The sequence below is a fragment of the Streptomyces coacervatus genome (assembly GCF_029223485.1).
Taxonomy (GTDB): domain Bacteria; phylum Actinomycetota; class Actinomycetes; order Streptomycetales; family Streptomycetaceae; genus Streptomyces; species Streptomyces coacervatus.
The window spans coordinates 452,582-467,517 of the sequence record NZ_JARHTP010000006.1 but is presented as its reverse complement, the minus strand read 5'-3'; the positions used below and the strand labels follow the sequence as shown (position 1 = coordinate 467,517).

The window sequence follows — 14,936 nt, the reverse complement described above, 5'->3', positions numbered from 1 at the left end:
CGTTCCTCCTCTTGTCGTCCGGTCGTCGGCGGAGTGATCCGACCGGTTGTCAGGGTGTCGTGGTTCGCTCAGAGGGTCGCGATTACCGGACAGGGCACGACAGTTCGGGCTTCGAGCGGTTGGGAGAGCACGTCACCATCGCGAGCGACAGATACGAGGGGCGCTCAAGGTAGAAACCGAGCGAGACGTCGGCTCCCGAATCCAGCCTCGCTGTAGTGGAGTTGACCATTGAGATCAGGCGGGCGACGTTGCTGTCCACCTCGAAGGCGAACCGGGGCGCATACTCGGCCAAGCGCTCGCCGAGCCAGGCCGCCGCTTCCTTGGGCTCGTTCCACGTGCCACGGACCAGGTCGCGCGGCTTGACGAGCCAGTACGCCGTCTCCAGCGGCGGAAGGTCCGCGGTCGGGAACGCCGCCGCCACCTCGCGATAGCGCTGGACCAACTCCGGACTGCTTCCGGTCGGGGGTGGTTCAGGGTGAGCTGGACGCCGTAGGGCTTCGTTGTCGAAGCGTTCTTTCGGGCCTGCCCATAGATATCCGTGGTGGTGCACCAGTCGTCCCCATCTGGCGTCGAAGATCGAGGGGCAACCGATCCCGATTCCATCCAGGAAGCGGGACCGGTTGGGGGGGAGGGGAGGGCTGGTCAGACAGACAGCCCGAACCTCGCCGGGTCGATGCCGGCCGAGTCCAGCTCCTCCGTGGTGAACCGGAGCGGCTCCGCGTCCGGCCGCTTGCTGTCGCCCAGGGCCCAGGCGTTGTCGCCGATACGGGCCAGGGTCACGCACCCTTCGGTGCAGGGCCCTCCGCATGCCTTCACGAAGGAGGCCTCGTCGATGTCCAGCCCGTACAGATCGGTTCCGTCCAGCATTGCTGCACCTTCCTGTTCAACTGTCGCGGCCATTGCTGACCGCCGCCGCCATGCATGGCGGGAGTCCATGGGATGAAGACAGGCATCTCAGAAGCCGGAAGAGACTCATCGCTGCCTACAGCGCGGGCACTTGCACGGGGGCCATTCCATGGTGATCAAGGGGGCCAGATCATCTGTGTTGAAGATGGCCCGCTCGGGTCCCCATGTCCGCCCGGCATCACGAGAGATGCGTAAGGTCATCAACGGCCGGTCGGCAAAGAGGCCGGATTCCTTGTCCGAGCTCATGCCGAGTGAACCTCTGCCTGGTGTCGACGCAGATCCACGTTCGCGTCAGATACGGCGCTGTAGTCGCCTCTGGAGCGGGCGTTCTCCCGGCGAACACAGATACCGAGACATGTACCACACGTCGGCACTGCTCTTGGTTCCGCAGGGATTTCCGTAAGTCCGTACCCCTCGGCCTTCTGTGGACTCGCCATCAATCCTCCCCGGCTTTGTGACGAATCTATGATCCACCGGGACCGCTGGGGATTCGAGCAATATTCCCGTTGCGGACTAAAGATCACCGGCAGGCATTCGCCCACAGCTGCAGCAAGGCTCTCGCCTCGTCCCCGAAGCGGGCATGCTGCTCGAAAGCGGTGAACACGGCAAGATATTCTGAGACGTCTCGGGAGTCTCGGAAGACCATTCGGCCGGTGAAGTTCTCGACTGTGGTCAGCCGGTTGTCGTAGACCGTGAACGTGTTCATCGGTCCACGTGCCATGACGGTTCCCATTGGAATCACTCCCATGCGAAGATTTGGCAGGTGGGAAAGTGACACCAGACGGTCAATCTGTACCGCCATGGCCGACGATGGAAGGATTGCCCACCGCGCAGCCTGCTCGGTCAGGACAAAGGTGAAGGCCTTTGACGTGTCGTAGAGGACAGCTTGGCGCTCCAGCTTACGTGCCACGGTCTTTGACGAGTCACCAGGTGTGTGACTGAGGCTGGCGCGAACATATTCGGGTGTGGCCAGCAGGCCCGTAATCATGGAGGGGAGGAAGTATCGCAGCTCTGTGGATTCCTGCTCCAGGGAGGCCAGCTCCGTCTGTCGTTTCTCCATCCCGCGGCGCCAGGACGAGCGCTTGTCCTGCCACTCGGTATTCGCGATGCGCGCGAGAGCTGTAACTGAAGCCACTATGTCGGCGGGAGCGTCAAGAGCCCGAAGGATGCGTTCGACGTCAACGAGCTTAGGCGTCTTCTTGCCGGTCTCGAACTTACTGATCTGGCTCTGAGACATGTTGCAACGCCGAGCGAGCCGGTCCCCGGTGAGGCCGGCTCGCTTGCGCAACTCGCGGAGCGTTTGTGCGAGATCGGTTCTCGACTGCCCCAGTTGCTCAGGTTCGAAGGTCACCGATTTCTTTCACATACTCGGAGAACGGCACCGAGTGAGCCAGCGCGGTGTGCTTCCACTCCAAGTACGGGGCGATGTCGCCCGTGAACTTCTCCCGGCTGGTCTGCGTCCCGTCCGGCCGGAAGTTCAGGTGCACTATTCGCGCCTCGTCGAACATCCACCAGTCGGTTTCGGATAGGGGAAGTCCGTGGTCCTCGTGCGTGACATCCAGGATCCGGATGTCTTCACCGGCCGCTATGTTTCCGGGAATTCCCCATGTGAACTGGTACCGCTGATAGTCCGTCAATGGCTGGCGCACGACCCGTACTCGCCCAATGGTGCGGCCTGCGGCCACGTATCCGCGTACCCGCTCATGCCAGCGCCCATTGTGATCAGCAGGCTTCGGCTCGCCGCGGAGGAAGCGGGCGACGTTCTCGGCTTCCCTGGGCATGGTGTAAGTGGGCTGCGCCTCGAATCGCCACGCGTCACGTTCGTATGCGTCGAACGTCCTCCGCCACTCGTCACCATCCAAGAGCACGTACGGCCTCCTTGAGCACCGACTCGGGGATCTCCACCAGGGCCTCACCCTCCGGAGCCCGGAATGCGTCCGAGACGCTTCCCTGGACCACGATGGAGCCGGATGCCGTCCGGTAGACGTTCGGGCAGTCGTCGTCATCGCAGTTGGGCCCGTTGACGGTGCCGGTAAGTCGGGTCAGATCCTCGCGTGCCATGGAGCCCCCTTCTTGGCCCGCCCGCCTGGGCGGCTTCCCGGATGACGCTACGGACCACGTCGTTCCTCGTCCACGCAGACTGTGAAATATTCCCGACCTGGCATAAATGATCTCGTGGGCGGAGGCCGAGATCCGGCGCTGGCTCGACCGCAAGGGGTGCTGCTCTATCCTGTCGAACTCCAGTTTCCTCTGGACGACAGGGCCTGACGACGCGGCCTCCGGCAGGGGCCACGGGGTGTGCGCCTCAGTACAGCCACACTCCGAAGGCGATGATCACCAGGCCCACAACCGTGAAGCACCCCGCCGTGCCGAGGAGCACACGCCAAAGCCCCGGATATCGGGGCTGTTCGGTGCTGCGCCACGTAGCGAACGCTGCGAGCAGACCGGCGAAGATGATCACGCACCCGGCCGTGACGACGAGCATCGCGAAGAATCCGCCCCAGGTGGCGGGGTGATTCGGGTTCGGGGTCCAGGTGGCCGCAAGTCTCACGTCGCCCACGCCTCACTCGTCCGGTACGGGAGCGGTACGGGGCCCAGGTCGCCCGACGTCACGCGGTCACCACAGCCACACGCCAAGGGCGACGACAGCAAGGCCGGTCGTGATGATCACCGGCCCAATCGCGTAACCCGCCCACTTCCTTCGGCCTACGAGGCCCCGCATGCCGATGGACATGGCTCCACCGACAAGGACGATCACGCACCCCACGAGCACGACGAGCGCCGCAAAGAAGGAAACCCAGCCGGGGTGGTAGTTCGGGTTGTTGTGCGCGACCCCTGCCAGGATCATGTCGCCGAGCCCATCGTGCACGTCACCACAGCCCGAAACCCCAGCCGGCGATGACAAGACCGATCACGAGGATCACCGGCCCGAGAACGTAGTTGCCCAACTTCTTCTGATCGCTGACGCTCCAGAGAGCGACGGTCAGGGCGGCACCGATGACGACGATCAGGCAACCGCCAACCCCGAGGAGCGCCCAGAAGAAGCCGGCCCAGGTGGCGGGGTGGTCCGGGTTAGGGTTCGAAACGGCCGCAAGCCTCACGTCGCCGATCATGCTCACTCGTCCTTCGCCAGATCCTGGACATCCGCCTCGATGCCGGAGCCGGCAGCGTAGACGCCCGTGTTCAAGGTGGTTCCCACGGTGTTCTTGAACGCGCTGTCGGCCAGCTCGCCCCGGTCACTGAGGTTCTTGCCGCCGAGACTCCCGTGCTGCTCCAAGGCATGATTGACGCCGTGGTTCTGGGCGTTCCCGAAGGCACCGGTTGCGGCGTTCGTGAGGGCGTTCTGGCCCATCGTCGAGGCATCCCGGTCGTTGGCGATGTCAGTCGTGAGCCCACCGGCCACGTTGCCCGCTGCGCCGTTGACGGTGGTGCCCAGCAGGCCGTCTCCCCTCAGGATGTTGCCGGCCACCCCGGTCAGTCCGGCTGCGTCCGCGAGCGCCGCGCCGCCCCCGGTGAACACGGCTGTTCCGCCGGCGGCCCAAGCGCCGCTGGCGAGGTCGTCTCCGACGGTCACGGGCTGGCCGTTAACGGCCTGGTTGAGCATCGTGCTGCCCGAGTCCGCCACGAAGTTCGTGACGAAGCTCTCGGCGCCCTTCTTGAGGAACTTCGCGGCGAACTCGGCCACCTTCGCCAGCTTCACCGCTCCTTCCTCGCTGAGCTTGCCGAACCGCTCCAGCAGCGCCGCCACCTTCTCCGCAGCCGAAGTGAACAGCTTCACCAGGTCGATGATCTTGGCGACCCGGGTGGCCACGGCCGTGTTCGCGACGAGGTCGGAGAGGAAGCCGGTGAAGAAGGACAGTGCCGCGCCGGCGATCTCCATCTCGGCGATCTCGACGCAGATGTCGATGATCTCCTCGTTGATCTTGTCGATCTCGTCGGCGTACGCCCGCAGGCCGTCGGCCACCTGGTGGAAGTTGTGCGCGACGTCGTCGATGACCCGCTTCTGCTCCGCCCAGTGCTTCTCGAAGGCATCGCGGGCCTCACCGTGCCAGCCCTGCTTGTCCACGCCCTGGATTTGCACATCGAGGGCATGCGCAACTTCTGTCAGCTCGTTGCCCATGGTGTCCCAGGCACCGGCGATCGAGCGGAGCGTGTCGCCGTTGCCGCCCGGGAGTTCCACCCCGCAGGCCTGGAGGATGTCCAGAACCTTGCCGTCGATCCAGCTGTTGATGCTCACGCCGGGCCTCCTGCCGGCTGGGTCGCCGCGCGCAGGTGGTCGATGGCCGTCTGGTCCGAGGCCTTGTAGTTGGTGGCGTTCAGACGCAGCCGGTCGCCGTCGCTGGTGAGTACCCCGGGCAGCTGCCCGAGTGCCTTGAGCGTGCTGTTCAGCAGGGTCTGATACTTCTGCGCCGCACCGTCGCAGGCGCCGAGCAGCCCGAAGGCCTCTCCGATCTGGGACGCGGTCGCCGCGAAGGCGTCGATCGGCTTCGCCAGGTCCTTCGCCTCCCTGTCGAACTTCCCGGCAAGCTCGGTCAGCGTGTCCGGGTCGACACCGAACTGGCTCATTCCTGCTCCCCCGTTGTTGATGACATGAGCAGAGACCAGCAGTACCTGAGGCAGTGATCCACCGGGAAGGGCTGTTTGCGGGTTCCAGATGCGAAGATGGCGCGCCCTTTGCCAGAGATCGCTTACCTCTCAGGTCATCGACCCCGCCGCGCCTGCCTGCCACGATCGTCTGCGTACGGAGCCCGACCAGCCCGGCCAGCCCGGCCAGCCCGGCCAGCCCGACCAGCCCGACCAGCCCGATCAGCCCGATCAGCCCGACCGACCGGAAGGACACAGGACGCCATGACCGCCTACGCGATAGCTCACCTCCAGGAAGCCGCCCCGCACCCGGAGATCGCCGAGTACATCGAGCGCATCAGCGGCACCTTCGAGCCGTACGGCGGCCGTTTCCTGGTGCACGCCGCGCAGCACGAGGTGAAGGAGGGCAGCTGGCCCGGGCATGTGGTGGTGATCGGTTTCCCCGGGATCGGCGAGGCACGGGCCTGGTGGGACTCGCCCGCGTACCAGGAGATCGCTCCACTGCGCTCGCAGCACATCAAGGGCGACATCATCCTCGTCGAGGGCGTTCCCGGGGACTACGACCCGGCCTCCACCGCACGCGCGATGCGCGACGCCCTGCCTGCCGAGTCCGACTAGCACTCGCAGCCGACTACCTGCCCAGCACCACCGTCGCGGACGAGCAGAACCAGCCCCCGGTGCCGGAGGCCACCCCCAGCCGCGGCAACTCACCGTCCGACGCCCGCACTTGCCGCGCCCCCGCCTCCCCCCGCAGCTGCCGTACCGCCTCCACCAGCAGGAACAACCCCCGCATCCCGGGGTGTTGGGCCGACAGCCCACCCCCGTCGGTGTTCACCGGCAGCTCCCCGCCCTCCACCCGCAATCGCCCCTTCTCCACGAACGCCCCGCCCTCCCCCTTCCCGCAGAACCCCAGGTCTTCGAGAGTCACCAGCGTCATGTACGTGAACGCGTCGTAGACCTGCGCGAAGTCCATCTCCGCGGGCCCGACCCCCGCCCGCTCGAACGCCAGCCGCCCGCTCACCGCCGCCGGCGACACCGTGAAGTCGGGCCACTCGGACATCGCGGCGTGCGAGACGTGCTCCCCGGTGCCGAGGATCCAGACCGGTGCGGTACGGCAGTCCCGTACGTACTCCTCGGCGGCCAGCAGCACCGCCGCCCCGCCGTCGGAACGTATGCAGCAGTGCAGTTTTGTGAACGGGTCCGCGATCATCGGGCCGGAGAGGACCTCGTCCACGGCGATCGGGGTGCGGAACATCGCCTCCGGGTTCAGCGCGGCGTTCGCCCTCGCCTGTACGGCCACGGACGCCAACTGCTCGATCGTCGTGCCGTGTTCGATCATGTGGCGGCGGGCCGCCATCGCGTACTTGGCGATGAGGGTGTGGCCGTACGGGACTTCGAACTGCAGCGGCCCCCGCGCCCCGAAGGAAAGATTCCCCGTCCGCCGGCCCGCCCTGATGTCCGCGCGAGCCGTCGAGCCGTAGACCAGCAGGACCGCATTCGCATGCCCGGCGGCTATCGCGTCCGCCGCGTGCGCCGCCATCACCTCCCATGTCGAGCCGCCGACCGCCGTGGAGTCGACCCAGGTGGGGCGCAGGCCCAGGTACTCGGCCACCTCGACGGGGGCCAGGGTGCCCGTGCCCGCCGACGCGAACCCGTCCACCACCTCCCGGCCGAGCCCCGAGTCCGCCAGTGCGCGGCGGGCCGCCTGGGCGTGGAGGGTGTACGGCGTCGCGTCGTCCACCCGGCCGCAGTCGGAGAGGGACACCCCGACCACGGCCACTCTGCGATTCCCGGGAGTCGTGGGAGTCATGAGAGGCCTCCTGCCCCTGTGCATCTCGTTCCGGCGCTCCTAATATGACGGACCGTCAGATCTGGAGGGAAGGGGAAAGAGGGGGATGGCTGCCATGGACACCGGCTTCACCGCCGAACAGGACGAGATCCGCCGCACCCTGCGCGAACTGCTCCGCAAGCACTGCGGCCCCGAGGAGCTGCGGGCCGCCCTCGACACCCCCGCCGGACACGACCCGGCGCTGTGGACCGCCCTCGCGGGCCGGCTCGGCCTGCCCGGACTCGCCCTCCCGGAGGCGTACGGCGGGGTCGGCTGCTCGGTCACCGAACTCGCCCTCGCCGCCGAGGAGTCGGGCCGCGTCCTCGCACCCTCCCCCTTCCTCGCGACCGCCGTCCTCGCCGCCCCCCTGATCCTCGCCCTCGGCACCGACGCCCAGCGCACCCGCCTGCTGCCCCGCATCGCCGACGGCACCCTCACCGCCGCCCTCGCCGTACCCGGCACCTCACTTGCCACCGCCCTCACGCTGACTGGCGACAACGGCGGGGAGTGGGCGGGCGGCGGGCGCGCGGGGGGTGTACAGGCCAGGCGGGCGGGAGAGGGGTGGCGGCTGTACGGGGAAGCCGGGCAGGTGCTCGACGGGCACAGTGCGGGGCTGCTCGTGGTCGCCGCGCACACCGGCGGGTTCGCACGGTCCCGGACCCTCCTCTTCCTCGTACCGGGGGACGCGGCCGGGCTCGTACGCGTACGGCAGACCGCGCTCGACGCGACCCGGCCGCAGGCGCGCCTCCAACTGCGGGATGTCGAGGCCGAGTTGCTCGGCAGTGGAGACGGCGACGTCCTCTCCGCCCTCTCCGCCCTCGGCGACACGGCCGCCGCCGTTCTCGCCTGCGAAGCCGTCGGGGCCGCCGACCGTGCGCTGGAACGGACCGTCGAATACGTAAAACAGCGCGAGCAGTTCGGGCGGGCGATCGGCTCCTTCCAGGCGGTCAAGCACCGGCTCGCCGATGTGTACGTCCAGGTGCAGGCGGCGCGTTCGGCCGCCTACTACGCAGCCTGGGCGACCGTGCACGGTGAGCAGGCGGGCGGGCTCGCCCTCGCGCAGGCCCTGGAGGCGCTGCGCGGTGCCGCCGCAGAAGGGATCCAGCTGCACGGCGGCGTCGGTTTCACCTGGGAACACGAGGCGCATCTCTACTTCAAGCGCGCCTCTGGCGACGAGCTGCTCTTCGGTCCGGTGCACCGGCTGCGGGCGCACGCCGCCGACTCGGCGCACCTTTTCGAGCAGGGCCGGGAGGTGACGGTGTGATCGGCGTGCGGGTGGTGCAGAAGATTTCGTCGACGCGGGGGTTCGTGAAGGTGGCCCCGCATGTCGTCCCGGCGCTCGACCGGGCCGTCCACCGGCTCACCCGTGGAAAGGTGCTGCTCAGCGCCCAGATGCTGCCGGGCGTGATCCTGACTTCGACGGGCGCGCGGAGCGGACTGCCCCGCCGTACGCCGATCGCCTGCCTGCCCGAGGACGGCGGGCGCAGCTGGCTCCTCATCGGCTCCAACTTCGGCCGCACCGACCACCCCGCCTGGACCCACAACCTCCTCGCCCACCCGGACGTCGAGATCAACTGGAAGGGCGCGGACATCCCTGTCCACGCCCAGCTGCTGGAGGGTGAGGAACGGGCGGCGGCCTGGAAGACCGCGCTGGCCTTCTGGCCGCCGTATGCGACGTATCAGGCTCGGGTGGAGCGGGAGATACGGCTGTTCAGGATTGTGCGGAGGTAAGTCGGCCTCAGTGGGTCGAGACCTGGAAGCAGGCCACGTCGTACTGGGAGACCGAATTGGGGTTCTTGGAGTTCTGGGGCTGCTCGCCGGCGTAGTGGGTGCCGGCGGTTCCGTCGGGGTTGAAGGCGGAGCCGGGGGCCGACGCGGCGTGTCCGGGGCGGGTCGGCTGGTCCTCGCAGGACTGGTTCGGCTGGCCCGCAAAGGCAGGCCCCGCCGCGATCCCCGCGGCCCCCGTCATCAGCGCCACCGACGCCACAGCTACAGCCGCACGCTTCAGAAGCTTCATGATCGCCTCTCCTCTCATGAGGCATGTGCAGAGTACGTGCCCATACGTACGTAAACCGGGCGCAGAGCGTTCAAAGGGCCGTCGACGACCTACATCGTCGCCAACCGCTGCACCAGCAAAAACGCCCCGATCCCCAGCATCGCCGCCCCCGACGTGCGCGTCACCGCGCGGGCCGCGGACGGGCGGGCGCCCAGGACGGCCCGGGCTCCGAGGCCGACCGTGAGGTAGACGGCGGCGCAGCAAGCCATGTGGAGCAGGCCGAGGGTGGCGGTCTGGACGGGGACGGGCAGGCCGCCGTGGGTGGTCAGGAACTGGGGGAGCAGGGAGAGGTAGAGCAGCAGGCCCTTGGGGTTCAGACCGCTGATCGTCGCGCCGCGCAGGAAGACGCGGGCGCGGGAGGTGTCCGCCGCCTCGTCCCCCGCCCCCGGCACCGCAGGGCTGCGCAGCACCCCCCACCCCAGCCACACCAGATACCCGGCCCCCGCCACCGTCAGCGCGGTCAGCAGCCGCGGCTCGCCCGCCACCAGGACCGCGAGCCCCGCCACCGCCAGCACCGTGTGCAGTGCGTACCCGGCGACCAGACCGCCCACCGCCCACCCGACGGAGCGACCGCGCAGACCCGCCGAGATCGCATACGCCCAGTCGGCACCCGGTACGCACACCAGCAGGAGGTCGAGGGCGAGGAAGGAAAGCAGCAGTCCGGTGTCCATGTGAGCGACATTAGGCGTGAATGCGTCGAAGGTGTTGTCGAAGTTTGCTCAGAATCGCCGCATCCGTGAAAAGATCCACCCCATGGATGACGTAGACAGAAAAATCCTTGCCGAGCTGCAGCAGGACGGGCGGCTGACCGTGACCGAGCTGGCCGGGCGGGTGCGGCTGAGTGTCTCGCCGTGTCATCGGCGGCTGCGGGAACTGGAGCGGGCGGGGGCGATCAGCGGCTACCGGGCGGTGGTGGAGCCGGCCGCCGTGGGGCTGACCTTCGAGGCGCTGGTCTTTGTGTCCATGCGGCAGGAGGACCGGGACACGGTCGCCGAGTTCGAGCGGGCGCTCGCGGACATCCCCCATGTCCTGGACGCGCAACGGCTGTTCGGCGAGCCCGACTATCTGCTGCGGGTGGCCACCGCCGACCTCGCCGCCTTTCAGCGGCTGTACGACGAGCGGCTGGCGACGCTGCCCGGGGTCCAGCGGCTGACCTCGACGCTGGTGATGAAGCATGTGGTGCGGGACCGTCCGCTGCCCGCATAGCGCAGCAGGCGGCGGCTCACCTCGGGTGAACCACCGCCTGCCAGACAGGACTTGGGCCTGGAAAAAAGAGATGCGCTACTTCGTCGGCTTCTTGCCCGTGACGCCCAGGTGCACCAACAGCGCCAGATTCGGCTTGAGTTCAGCCTGCTTGACGCCCCATGTCTGGAAGCCCTTCTGGTGCGAGGCGACGGCCGCAAGCATTGCGACCAGCGAACCGGCGACCGCCGCCGGGTTCACGTCCTTGTCGACCCTGCCCTTGGACTGCAGTTCGGTGATCGAGTCGGTGAGGGAGTTGTTCACCGAGTTGAGGATCTTCATTCGGATCTTGTAGAAGCGCTTGTCGCCCTCGGCCGCACCGAGGTCGACGACGCGCAGAATCGCGTCATTCTTGCGCCAGAACTCCAGGAAACCGTCCACGAGTTCCTGCGAGGTCTGCCAGCCGGCCTTGCCGACCCAGGAGCGGCCCTCAAGGAGGGCGGTCAACTGGCCGCCCTCGGTGGCCATTTGCTCGGCGATCTCCAGGACGGCGCCCTCGACGTCCGGGAAGTACTGGTAGAAGGTCGCGGGCGAAGTGCCCGCTTTCCGGGCGACATCGATGACTTTGACGTCCCGGTAGGGGGAGGAGCTGAGCATCTCGCTTAGGCAGTCGAGCAGCTTCTGCCGGGTCGCCTGCCCACGCCGACCGGCCACGCGGCCGTCGACGGTACGCACTTGTCCTGTCATGTCGTCAGCTTACCGAGGGGTGATCGGAGCGCGATTCGGCCGACTGCAAATGGGGTGCATGAGTGGGGAGAGGCAGGTGTGCCTGGTCCTGCGGGGTGCGTGAGTCGCCGTTAGTTTGGCGCTATGGCCGAAAACAGGGCATCCGCGTACGGAGAGGGCGTCCCCTGCTGGGTGGACGCGCAGCTTCCCGACGTGGAGGCGGGCAAGCGGTTCTACGGTGAGCTCTTCGGGTGGACCTTCGAGGACCGGTCGGAGACGCCCGGCGGCTCCGTGTGGGCCCGGCGCGAAGGGGAGCCCGTCGCCGCGCTCGCACGCAAGACGGACGGGCGGCTGCCCACCGTATGGACCGTGTACTTCGCGACGCCGGACGCCGAGGCGCTGGCCGACCGGATCTGGGCGGCCGGCGGGCAGGTCGTCACGGCGCCCACGCCCGTCGCGGAGCTGGGCACGACCGCGCTGGTCACCGACCCCGAGGGCGCCGTCTTCGGCCTCTGGGAGCCGGGCAGCCACCCCGGCTTCGGCAAACGGCACGAGCCCGGCACCTTCGTCTGGGCCGAGCTGTACGCCCGCGATGTCGAGGTCGCCAACATGTTCTACGGCGAGCTCTTCCACGACGCCCTGTTCGGGCCGGACGCCAGGCCCGACTTCGGGCGGGCGGCCGTCTCGGACGTCTTCCCGGCCGAGATGCCGCCGCATTTCCTGGTTCACTTCGGCGTCGAGGACTGTGAGGCCGTACTCGGGACGGTGGGACGTCTCGGCGGTCGGATCCAGGCGCCACCATTCGAGACGTCGTACGGAAAGGTGGCTCTCGTCACCGACAATCAGGGGGCGTCGTTCGCGGTGCTGGAACGATTGAATCGGTTGAAGAAGACCGACTGAACGACCGAATGAAAGACCGACTGAAACAGACCTAGGCGTGAAACGTACCGTTTTGCGGTGAGACATCCTGACTCGGTCCCGGGTTCGCAACCAGTGCCCCGGACAGGAAGAATCGGGGTGCGTGCCGCCATGGCGGTGCGGTGGTGAGACGCTGCACGGGGTCGCGTAGAGATGTGGCCGGCGCGGCCCGTACGGGGAGGTGGCAGGCAAGTGGTGGATCAGCTGACACAGCACGATCCGCGGCGTATCGGGCCGTTCGAGGTGCTGGGGCGGCTCGGTGCCGGCGGCATGGGGCTGGTCTATCTCGCGCGCTCGGCGTCCGGGCGGCGGGTGGCGATCAAGACGGTCCGTACGGAACTCGCCGAGGACCAGCTGTTCCGCGTCCGCTTCTCGCGCGAGGTCGAGGCCGCACGGGCGGTCTCCGGCTTCTACACGGCGGCCGTGGTCGACGCCGACGCACGCGCCGCCGTGCCGTGGCTGGCCACCGCGTACGTCCCCGCGCCCTCCCTCGAAGAGATAGTGAACGAGTGCGGGCCGCTCCCGGCCCAGGCGGTGCGCTGGCTCGCGGCGGGTGTCGCGGAGGCGCTGCAGTCCATCCACGGCGCCGGACTCGTCCACCGCGACCTCAAGCCGTCGAACGTCCTCGTCGTCGAGGACGGCCCCCGGGTGATCGACTTCGGTATCGCCTCCGGTGTTTCGAACACGCGTTTGACGATGACGAATGTGGCGGTGGGTACGCCCGCCTATATGTCGCCGGAGCAGGCGAAGGACTCGCGGTCCGTGACCGGCGCGAGCGATGTCTTCTCGCTCGGTTCGATGCTCGTCTTCGCCGCGACCGGGCACCCGCCCTTCCACGGCGCCAACCCGGTCGAGACCGTCTTCATGCTGCTGCGTGAGGGCCCGGACCTGGAGGGCCTGCCGGAAGAGCTGCGCCCGCTGATCGAGTCCCTCATGCAGATGGAGGCGACGGGCCGCCCCAACCCCGCCGACCTCCAGGCCCAGCTGGCCCCGCACCTCTTCGGCTCCGGCTCCGACGACAGCGGTACGGCCTCGGCGTGGCTGCCCGAGCGCGCGGTGAGCCTGATCGAGGCGCGCCGCAACGGCCGTCCGGCGGCGAAACCGGGCCAGGGTGGCGGCCGCAGCGGAGGCGGTGCGCGACCCGCGCCTCTCCCGCCCCCGCCCTCGCACGACCCCGTCGTACCGTCGTCCCCCGTGTCCGTCGGCGCCCCCGACACCGGCCCCGTCCGCCTCGCCGGCGCCCAGGTGCCCATCGGGCCCGGACCGCGGGTCTCCGACGTCCGCGCCGCCGCCGTGAAGGCGCCCCCTCCGGAGGCCGCCCTGGCCGCCTCCTGGTCCAAGCCGCGCCCCGGCGTCAACGGCGCAGACCCTGCCGTGGGCCCTGTCGTACCGTCGTCGCTACCCGCGCCCCCGGAGGCCGCGGCAGGCTGGCGCCCCTGGCGTTTCCGCATGTCGAACGACGTGTGGGGCACCCCGTCGGTCTCCGGCGACCTCGTCTACGTCACCTCCTTCGAGGTGCACGCCCTGGACGTGGCCACCGGCCGCCGACGCTTCAAGACGCGGGACGTGGCCTGGTCGATGGCGGTCGCCGACGGCCGTATCCACGCCTCCGACGGGCCGACCCTGTTCGCCCTGGAGGCCCGTGAAGGCGCCGACCTGTGGCGGCTGCAGACGGACGCCTGGGTGTACTCCCTCAAGGCCGACCGGGGCACGGTCGTCACCGGCACGCGCGGCGGCGGCGTCCAGGCCTGGGAGGCCTCGGGCGGCCAGAAGCTGTGGGAACTCACCGGCGCCCAGACCGACTTCGAGTCCCCCGAGGCCGGGCCCGCCGTCCACGAGGGCACCGTGTACGTCTGGCAGGACGCCCGGCTGCGCGCCCTGGACGCCCGCACGGGCAAGGAGCGCTGGTCCTACCCGATTGGCGACGCCGCCTCCTGCGGCGGAGTGCCGGTACGGGTGACGCATGCGCCGGACGGATACGTGTACGTCTCCGCCGGCACCCGGGTCCTGGCGATCGACGTGGCGAGCGGCCATGTGAAGTGGCACTTCGAGGCCCCCGCGGTCTTCCTCTGTCCGCCCACCTTCGCACCCGGCCCCGCGGTCACCGGCGGCGGCATCTACCTGGTCGACTACCTCGGCACGGTCTACGCCCTCGACGCCACCGACGGCCGCGACCGCTGGCGCATCGCCACCGAGTCCCGGGCGTCGATCGATCCGGTACTGGTGGCCGCCGGGCACGTCCACGTCGGCAGCGGCAAGGGGCTGTACACCCTGGACGCGGTCACCGGCACGCCCAAGTGGCGCTTCCAGGCGGGCGGCGACATCGTCGGCGCGCCCGCGGTGGCCGAGGGCCGTATCCACTTCGGCTCCACCGACCACCTGCTGTACACCCTGAAGGCCGACGACGGCCGGCTGAGGTGGAAGCTCGCGACCGGCGGTGAGATCACCGGGTCGCCGGTGGTCAAGGACGGCGTCGTGTACGCGTGCAGCAAGGACCGGTGCGTGTACGCCCTGGACGCGGAGAAGGGGACGGGAACCGCCCGGACCGCATGAGTTCTTGCTGGTGACGGCCGTCGTACCGAGTCACGGAAGGGTGTGGACGGCGGCCGTCCCACCTAGACGCTACGCCGGGTGCGCGGTGGTCGCCACGCGGTCCGGGTCACGGGATGTTCTTCGCCCCCGCCGCCCCTACCCGTCCCGTCCCTGGGGGCTGCCGCCCCCAGACCCCCGCATCGG

20 protein-coding genes are annotated in these 14,936 nt (G+C 68.8%); 6 read left to right on the top strand and 14 right to left on the bottom strand.

Features of this window, described 5'->3' with window-relative positions; all coding sequences use genetic code 11:
• Window positions 1-82: 82 nt before the first annotated feature.
• From P2Q00_RS17970 to P2Q00_RS17925, 10 genes are all read right to left on the bottom strand, one after another.
• Window positions 83-550 carry a hypothetical protein gene (locus tag P2Q00_RS17970; RefSeq protein WP_275773556.1) on the bottom strand — a complete coding sequence of 156 codons (468 nt, stop codon included), beginning with the start codon at window positions 548-550 and terminating at the stop codon, window positions 83-85.
• 92 nt (window positions 551-642) lie between these two features.
• A complete protein-coding gene (locus tag P2Q00_RS17965) occupies window positions 643-867 on the bottom strand; it encodes a DUF397 domain-containing protein (protein WP_275773555.1) in 225 nt (74 codons plus the stop codon).
• A gap of 559 nt (window positions 868-1,426) precedes the next feature.
• On the bottom strand, window positions 1,427-2,257 hold the full coding sequence (locus P2Q00_RS17960; protein ID WP_275773554.1) for a helix-turn-helix domain-containing protein: 831 nt from the start codon (window positions 2,255-2,257) through the stop codon (window positions 1,427-1,429).
• Entirely contained in the window at window positions 2,241-2,774 is a 534-nt protein-coding gene (locus tag P2Q00_RS17955) for a DUF6879 family protein (RefSeq protein WP_275773553.1), read from the bottom strand. Before P2Q00_RS17955 ends, P2Q00_RS17960 begins: the two co-directional genes overlap by 17 nt.
• Window positions 2,758-2,967, bottom strand: coding sequence for a hypothetical protein (locus P2Q00_RS17950; protein WP_275773552.1), 210 nt, complete (start codon window positions 2,965-2,967; stop codon window positions 2,758-2,760). Before P2Q00_RS17950 ends, P2Q00_RS17955 begins: the two co-directional genes overlap by 17 nt.
• A gap of 244 nt (window positions 2,968-3,211) precedes the next feature.
• Window positions 3,212-3,466 carry a hypothetical protein gene (locus P2Q00_RS17945; protein WP_275773551.1) on the bottom strand — a complete coding sequence of 85 codons (255 nt, stop codon included), beginning with the start codon at window positions 3,464-3,466 and terminating at the stop codon, window positions 3,212-3,214.
• 57 nt (window positions 3,467-3,523) lie between these two features.
• A complete protein-coding gene (locus tag P2Q00_RS17940) occupies window positions 3,524-3,775 on the bottom strand; it encodes a hypothetical protein (RefSeq protein ID WP_275773550.1) in 252 nt (83 codons plus the stop codon).
• Window position 3,776: 1 nt separating this feature from the next.
• Window positions 3,777-4,019, bottom strand: a complete 243-nt coding sequence (locus tag P2Q00_RS17935; protein ID WP_275773549.1) for a hypothetical protein — start codon at window positions 4,017-4,019, stop codon at window positions 3,777-3,779.
• Window positions 4,020-4,021: 2 nt separating this feature from the next.
• Window positions 4,022-5,143: a WXG100 family type VII secretion target gene (locus P2Q00_RS17930; RefSeq protein ID WP_275773548.1), complete on the bottom strand. Its 1,122-nt coding sequence runs from the start codon at window positions 5,141-5,143 to the stop codon at window positions 4,022-4,024.
• Window positions 5,140-5,472 (bottom strand): WXG100 family type VII secretion target, encoded by a 333-nt coding sequence (locus P2Q00_RS17925; protein ID WP_275773547.1) that lies wholly within the window; start codon window positions 5,470-5,472, stop codon window positions 5,140-5,142. Before P2Q00_RS17925 ends, P2Q00_RS17930 begins: the two co-directional genes overlap by 4 nt.
• 282 nt (window positions 5,473-5,754) lie before the next feature.
• Here P2Q00_RS17925 and P2Q00_RS17920 point away from each other — a divergent pair, with 282 nt between their 5' ends.
• Window positions 5,755-6,108 carry a DUF1330 domain-containing protein gene (locus P2Q00_RS17920; protein WP_275773546.1) on the top strand — a complete coding sequence of 118 codons (354 nt, stop codon included), beginning with the start codon at window positions 5,755-5,757 and terminating at the stop codon, window positions 6,106-6,108.
• 13 nt (window positions 6,109-6,121) lie between these two features.
• Here the strand turns inward: P2Q00_RS17920 and P2Q00_RS17915 are convergent, their stop codons facing one another.
• On the bottom strand, window positions 6,122-7,300 hold the full coding sequence (locus tag P2Q00_RS17915) for a thiolase C-terminal domain-containing protein (protein WP_275773545.1): 1,179 nt from the start codon (window positions 7,298-7,300) through the stop codon (window positions 6,122-6,124).
• A gap of 94 nt (window positions 7,301-7,394) precedes the next feature.
• On the opposite strand from P2Q00_RS17915, the gene P2Q00_RS17910 reads away from it, so the two are divergent.
• Both P2Q00_RS17910 and P2Q00_RS17905 read left to right on the top strand, forming a co-directional pair.
• Window positions 7,395-8,582 (top strand): acyl-CoA dehydrogenase family protein, encoded by a 1,188-nt coding sequence (locus tag P2Q00_RS17910; protein WP_275773610.1) that lies wholly within the window; start codon window positions 7,395-7,397, stop codon window positions 8,580-8,582.
• Window positions 8,579-9,049 carry a nitroreductase family deazaflavin-dependent oxidoreductase gene (locus P2Q00_RS17905; protein ID WP_275773544.1) on the top strand — a complete coding sequence of 157 codons (471 nt, stop codon included), beginning with the start codon at window positions 8,579-8,581 and terminating at the stop codon, window positions 9,047-9,049. Before P2Q00_RS17910 ends, P2Q00_RS17905 begins: the two co-directional genes overlap by 4 nt.
• Before the next feature lie 7 nt (window positions 9,050-9,056).
• On the opposite strand, the gene P2Q00_RS17900 is transcribed toward P2Q00_RS17905, so the two are convergent.
• Both P2Q00_RS17900 and P2Q00_RS17895 read right to left on the bottom strand, forming a co-directional pair.
• Window positions 9,057-9,335: a hypothetical protein gene (locus P2Q00_RS17900; RefSeq protein ID WP_275773543.1), complete on the bottom strand. Its 279-nt coding sequence runs from the start codon at window positions 9,333-9,335 to the stop codon at window positions 9,057-9,059.
• Window positions 9,336-9,424: 89 nt separating this feature from the next.
• Window positions 9,425-10,045: a LysE family translocator gene (locus P2Q00_RS17895; protein ID WP_275773542.1), complete on the bottom strand. Its 621-nt coding sequence runs from the start codon at window positions 10,043-10,045 to the stop codon at window positions 9,425-9,427.
• 82 nt (window positions 10,046-10,127) lie between these two features.
• On the opposite strand from P2Q00_RS17895, the gene P2Q00_RS17890 reads away from it, so the two are divergent.
• Window positions 10,128-10,580: an Lrp/AsnC family transcriptional regulator gene (locus P2Q00_RS17890; protein WP_275773541.1), complete on the top strand. Its 453-nt coding sequence runs from the start codon at window positions 10,128-10,130 to the stop codon at window positions 10,578-10,580.
• 75 nt (window positions 10,581-10,655) lie between these two features.
• Here P2Q00_RS17890 and P2Q00_RS17885 read toward each other — a convergent pair whose 3' ends face one another.
• Window positions 10,656-11,291: a TetR family transcriptional regulator gene (locus P2Q00_RS17885; protein WP_275773609.1), complete on the bottom strand. Its 636-nt coding sequence runs from the start codon at window positions 11,289-11,291 to the stop codon at window positions 10,656-10,658.
• A gap of 135 nt (window positions 11,292-11,426) precedes the next feature.
• Here P2Q00_RS17885 and kbpA point away from each other — a divergent pair, with 135 nt between their 5' ends.
• Together kbpA and afsK are read left to right on the top strand one after the other, a co-directional pair.
• Complete coding sequence (gene kbpA / locus P2Q00_RS17880) at window positions 11,427-12,182, top strand: AfsK-binding protein KbpA (RefSeq protein WP_275773540.1); 756 nt, start codon at window positions 11,427-11,429, stop codon at window positions 12,180-12,182.
• A 210-nt stretch (window positions 12,183-12,392) separates the two neighbouring features.
• The gene (gene afsK, locus P2Q00_RS17875) at window positions 12,393-14,753 is read left to right on the top strand and encodes a protein serine/threonine kinase AfsK (RefSeq protein WP_275773539.1); all 2,361 of its coding nucleotides are present in this window, start codon (window positions 12,393-12,395) and stop codon (window positions 14,751-14,753) included.
• Window positions 14,754-14,936: the final 183 nt, after the last annotated feature.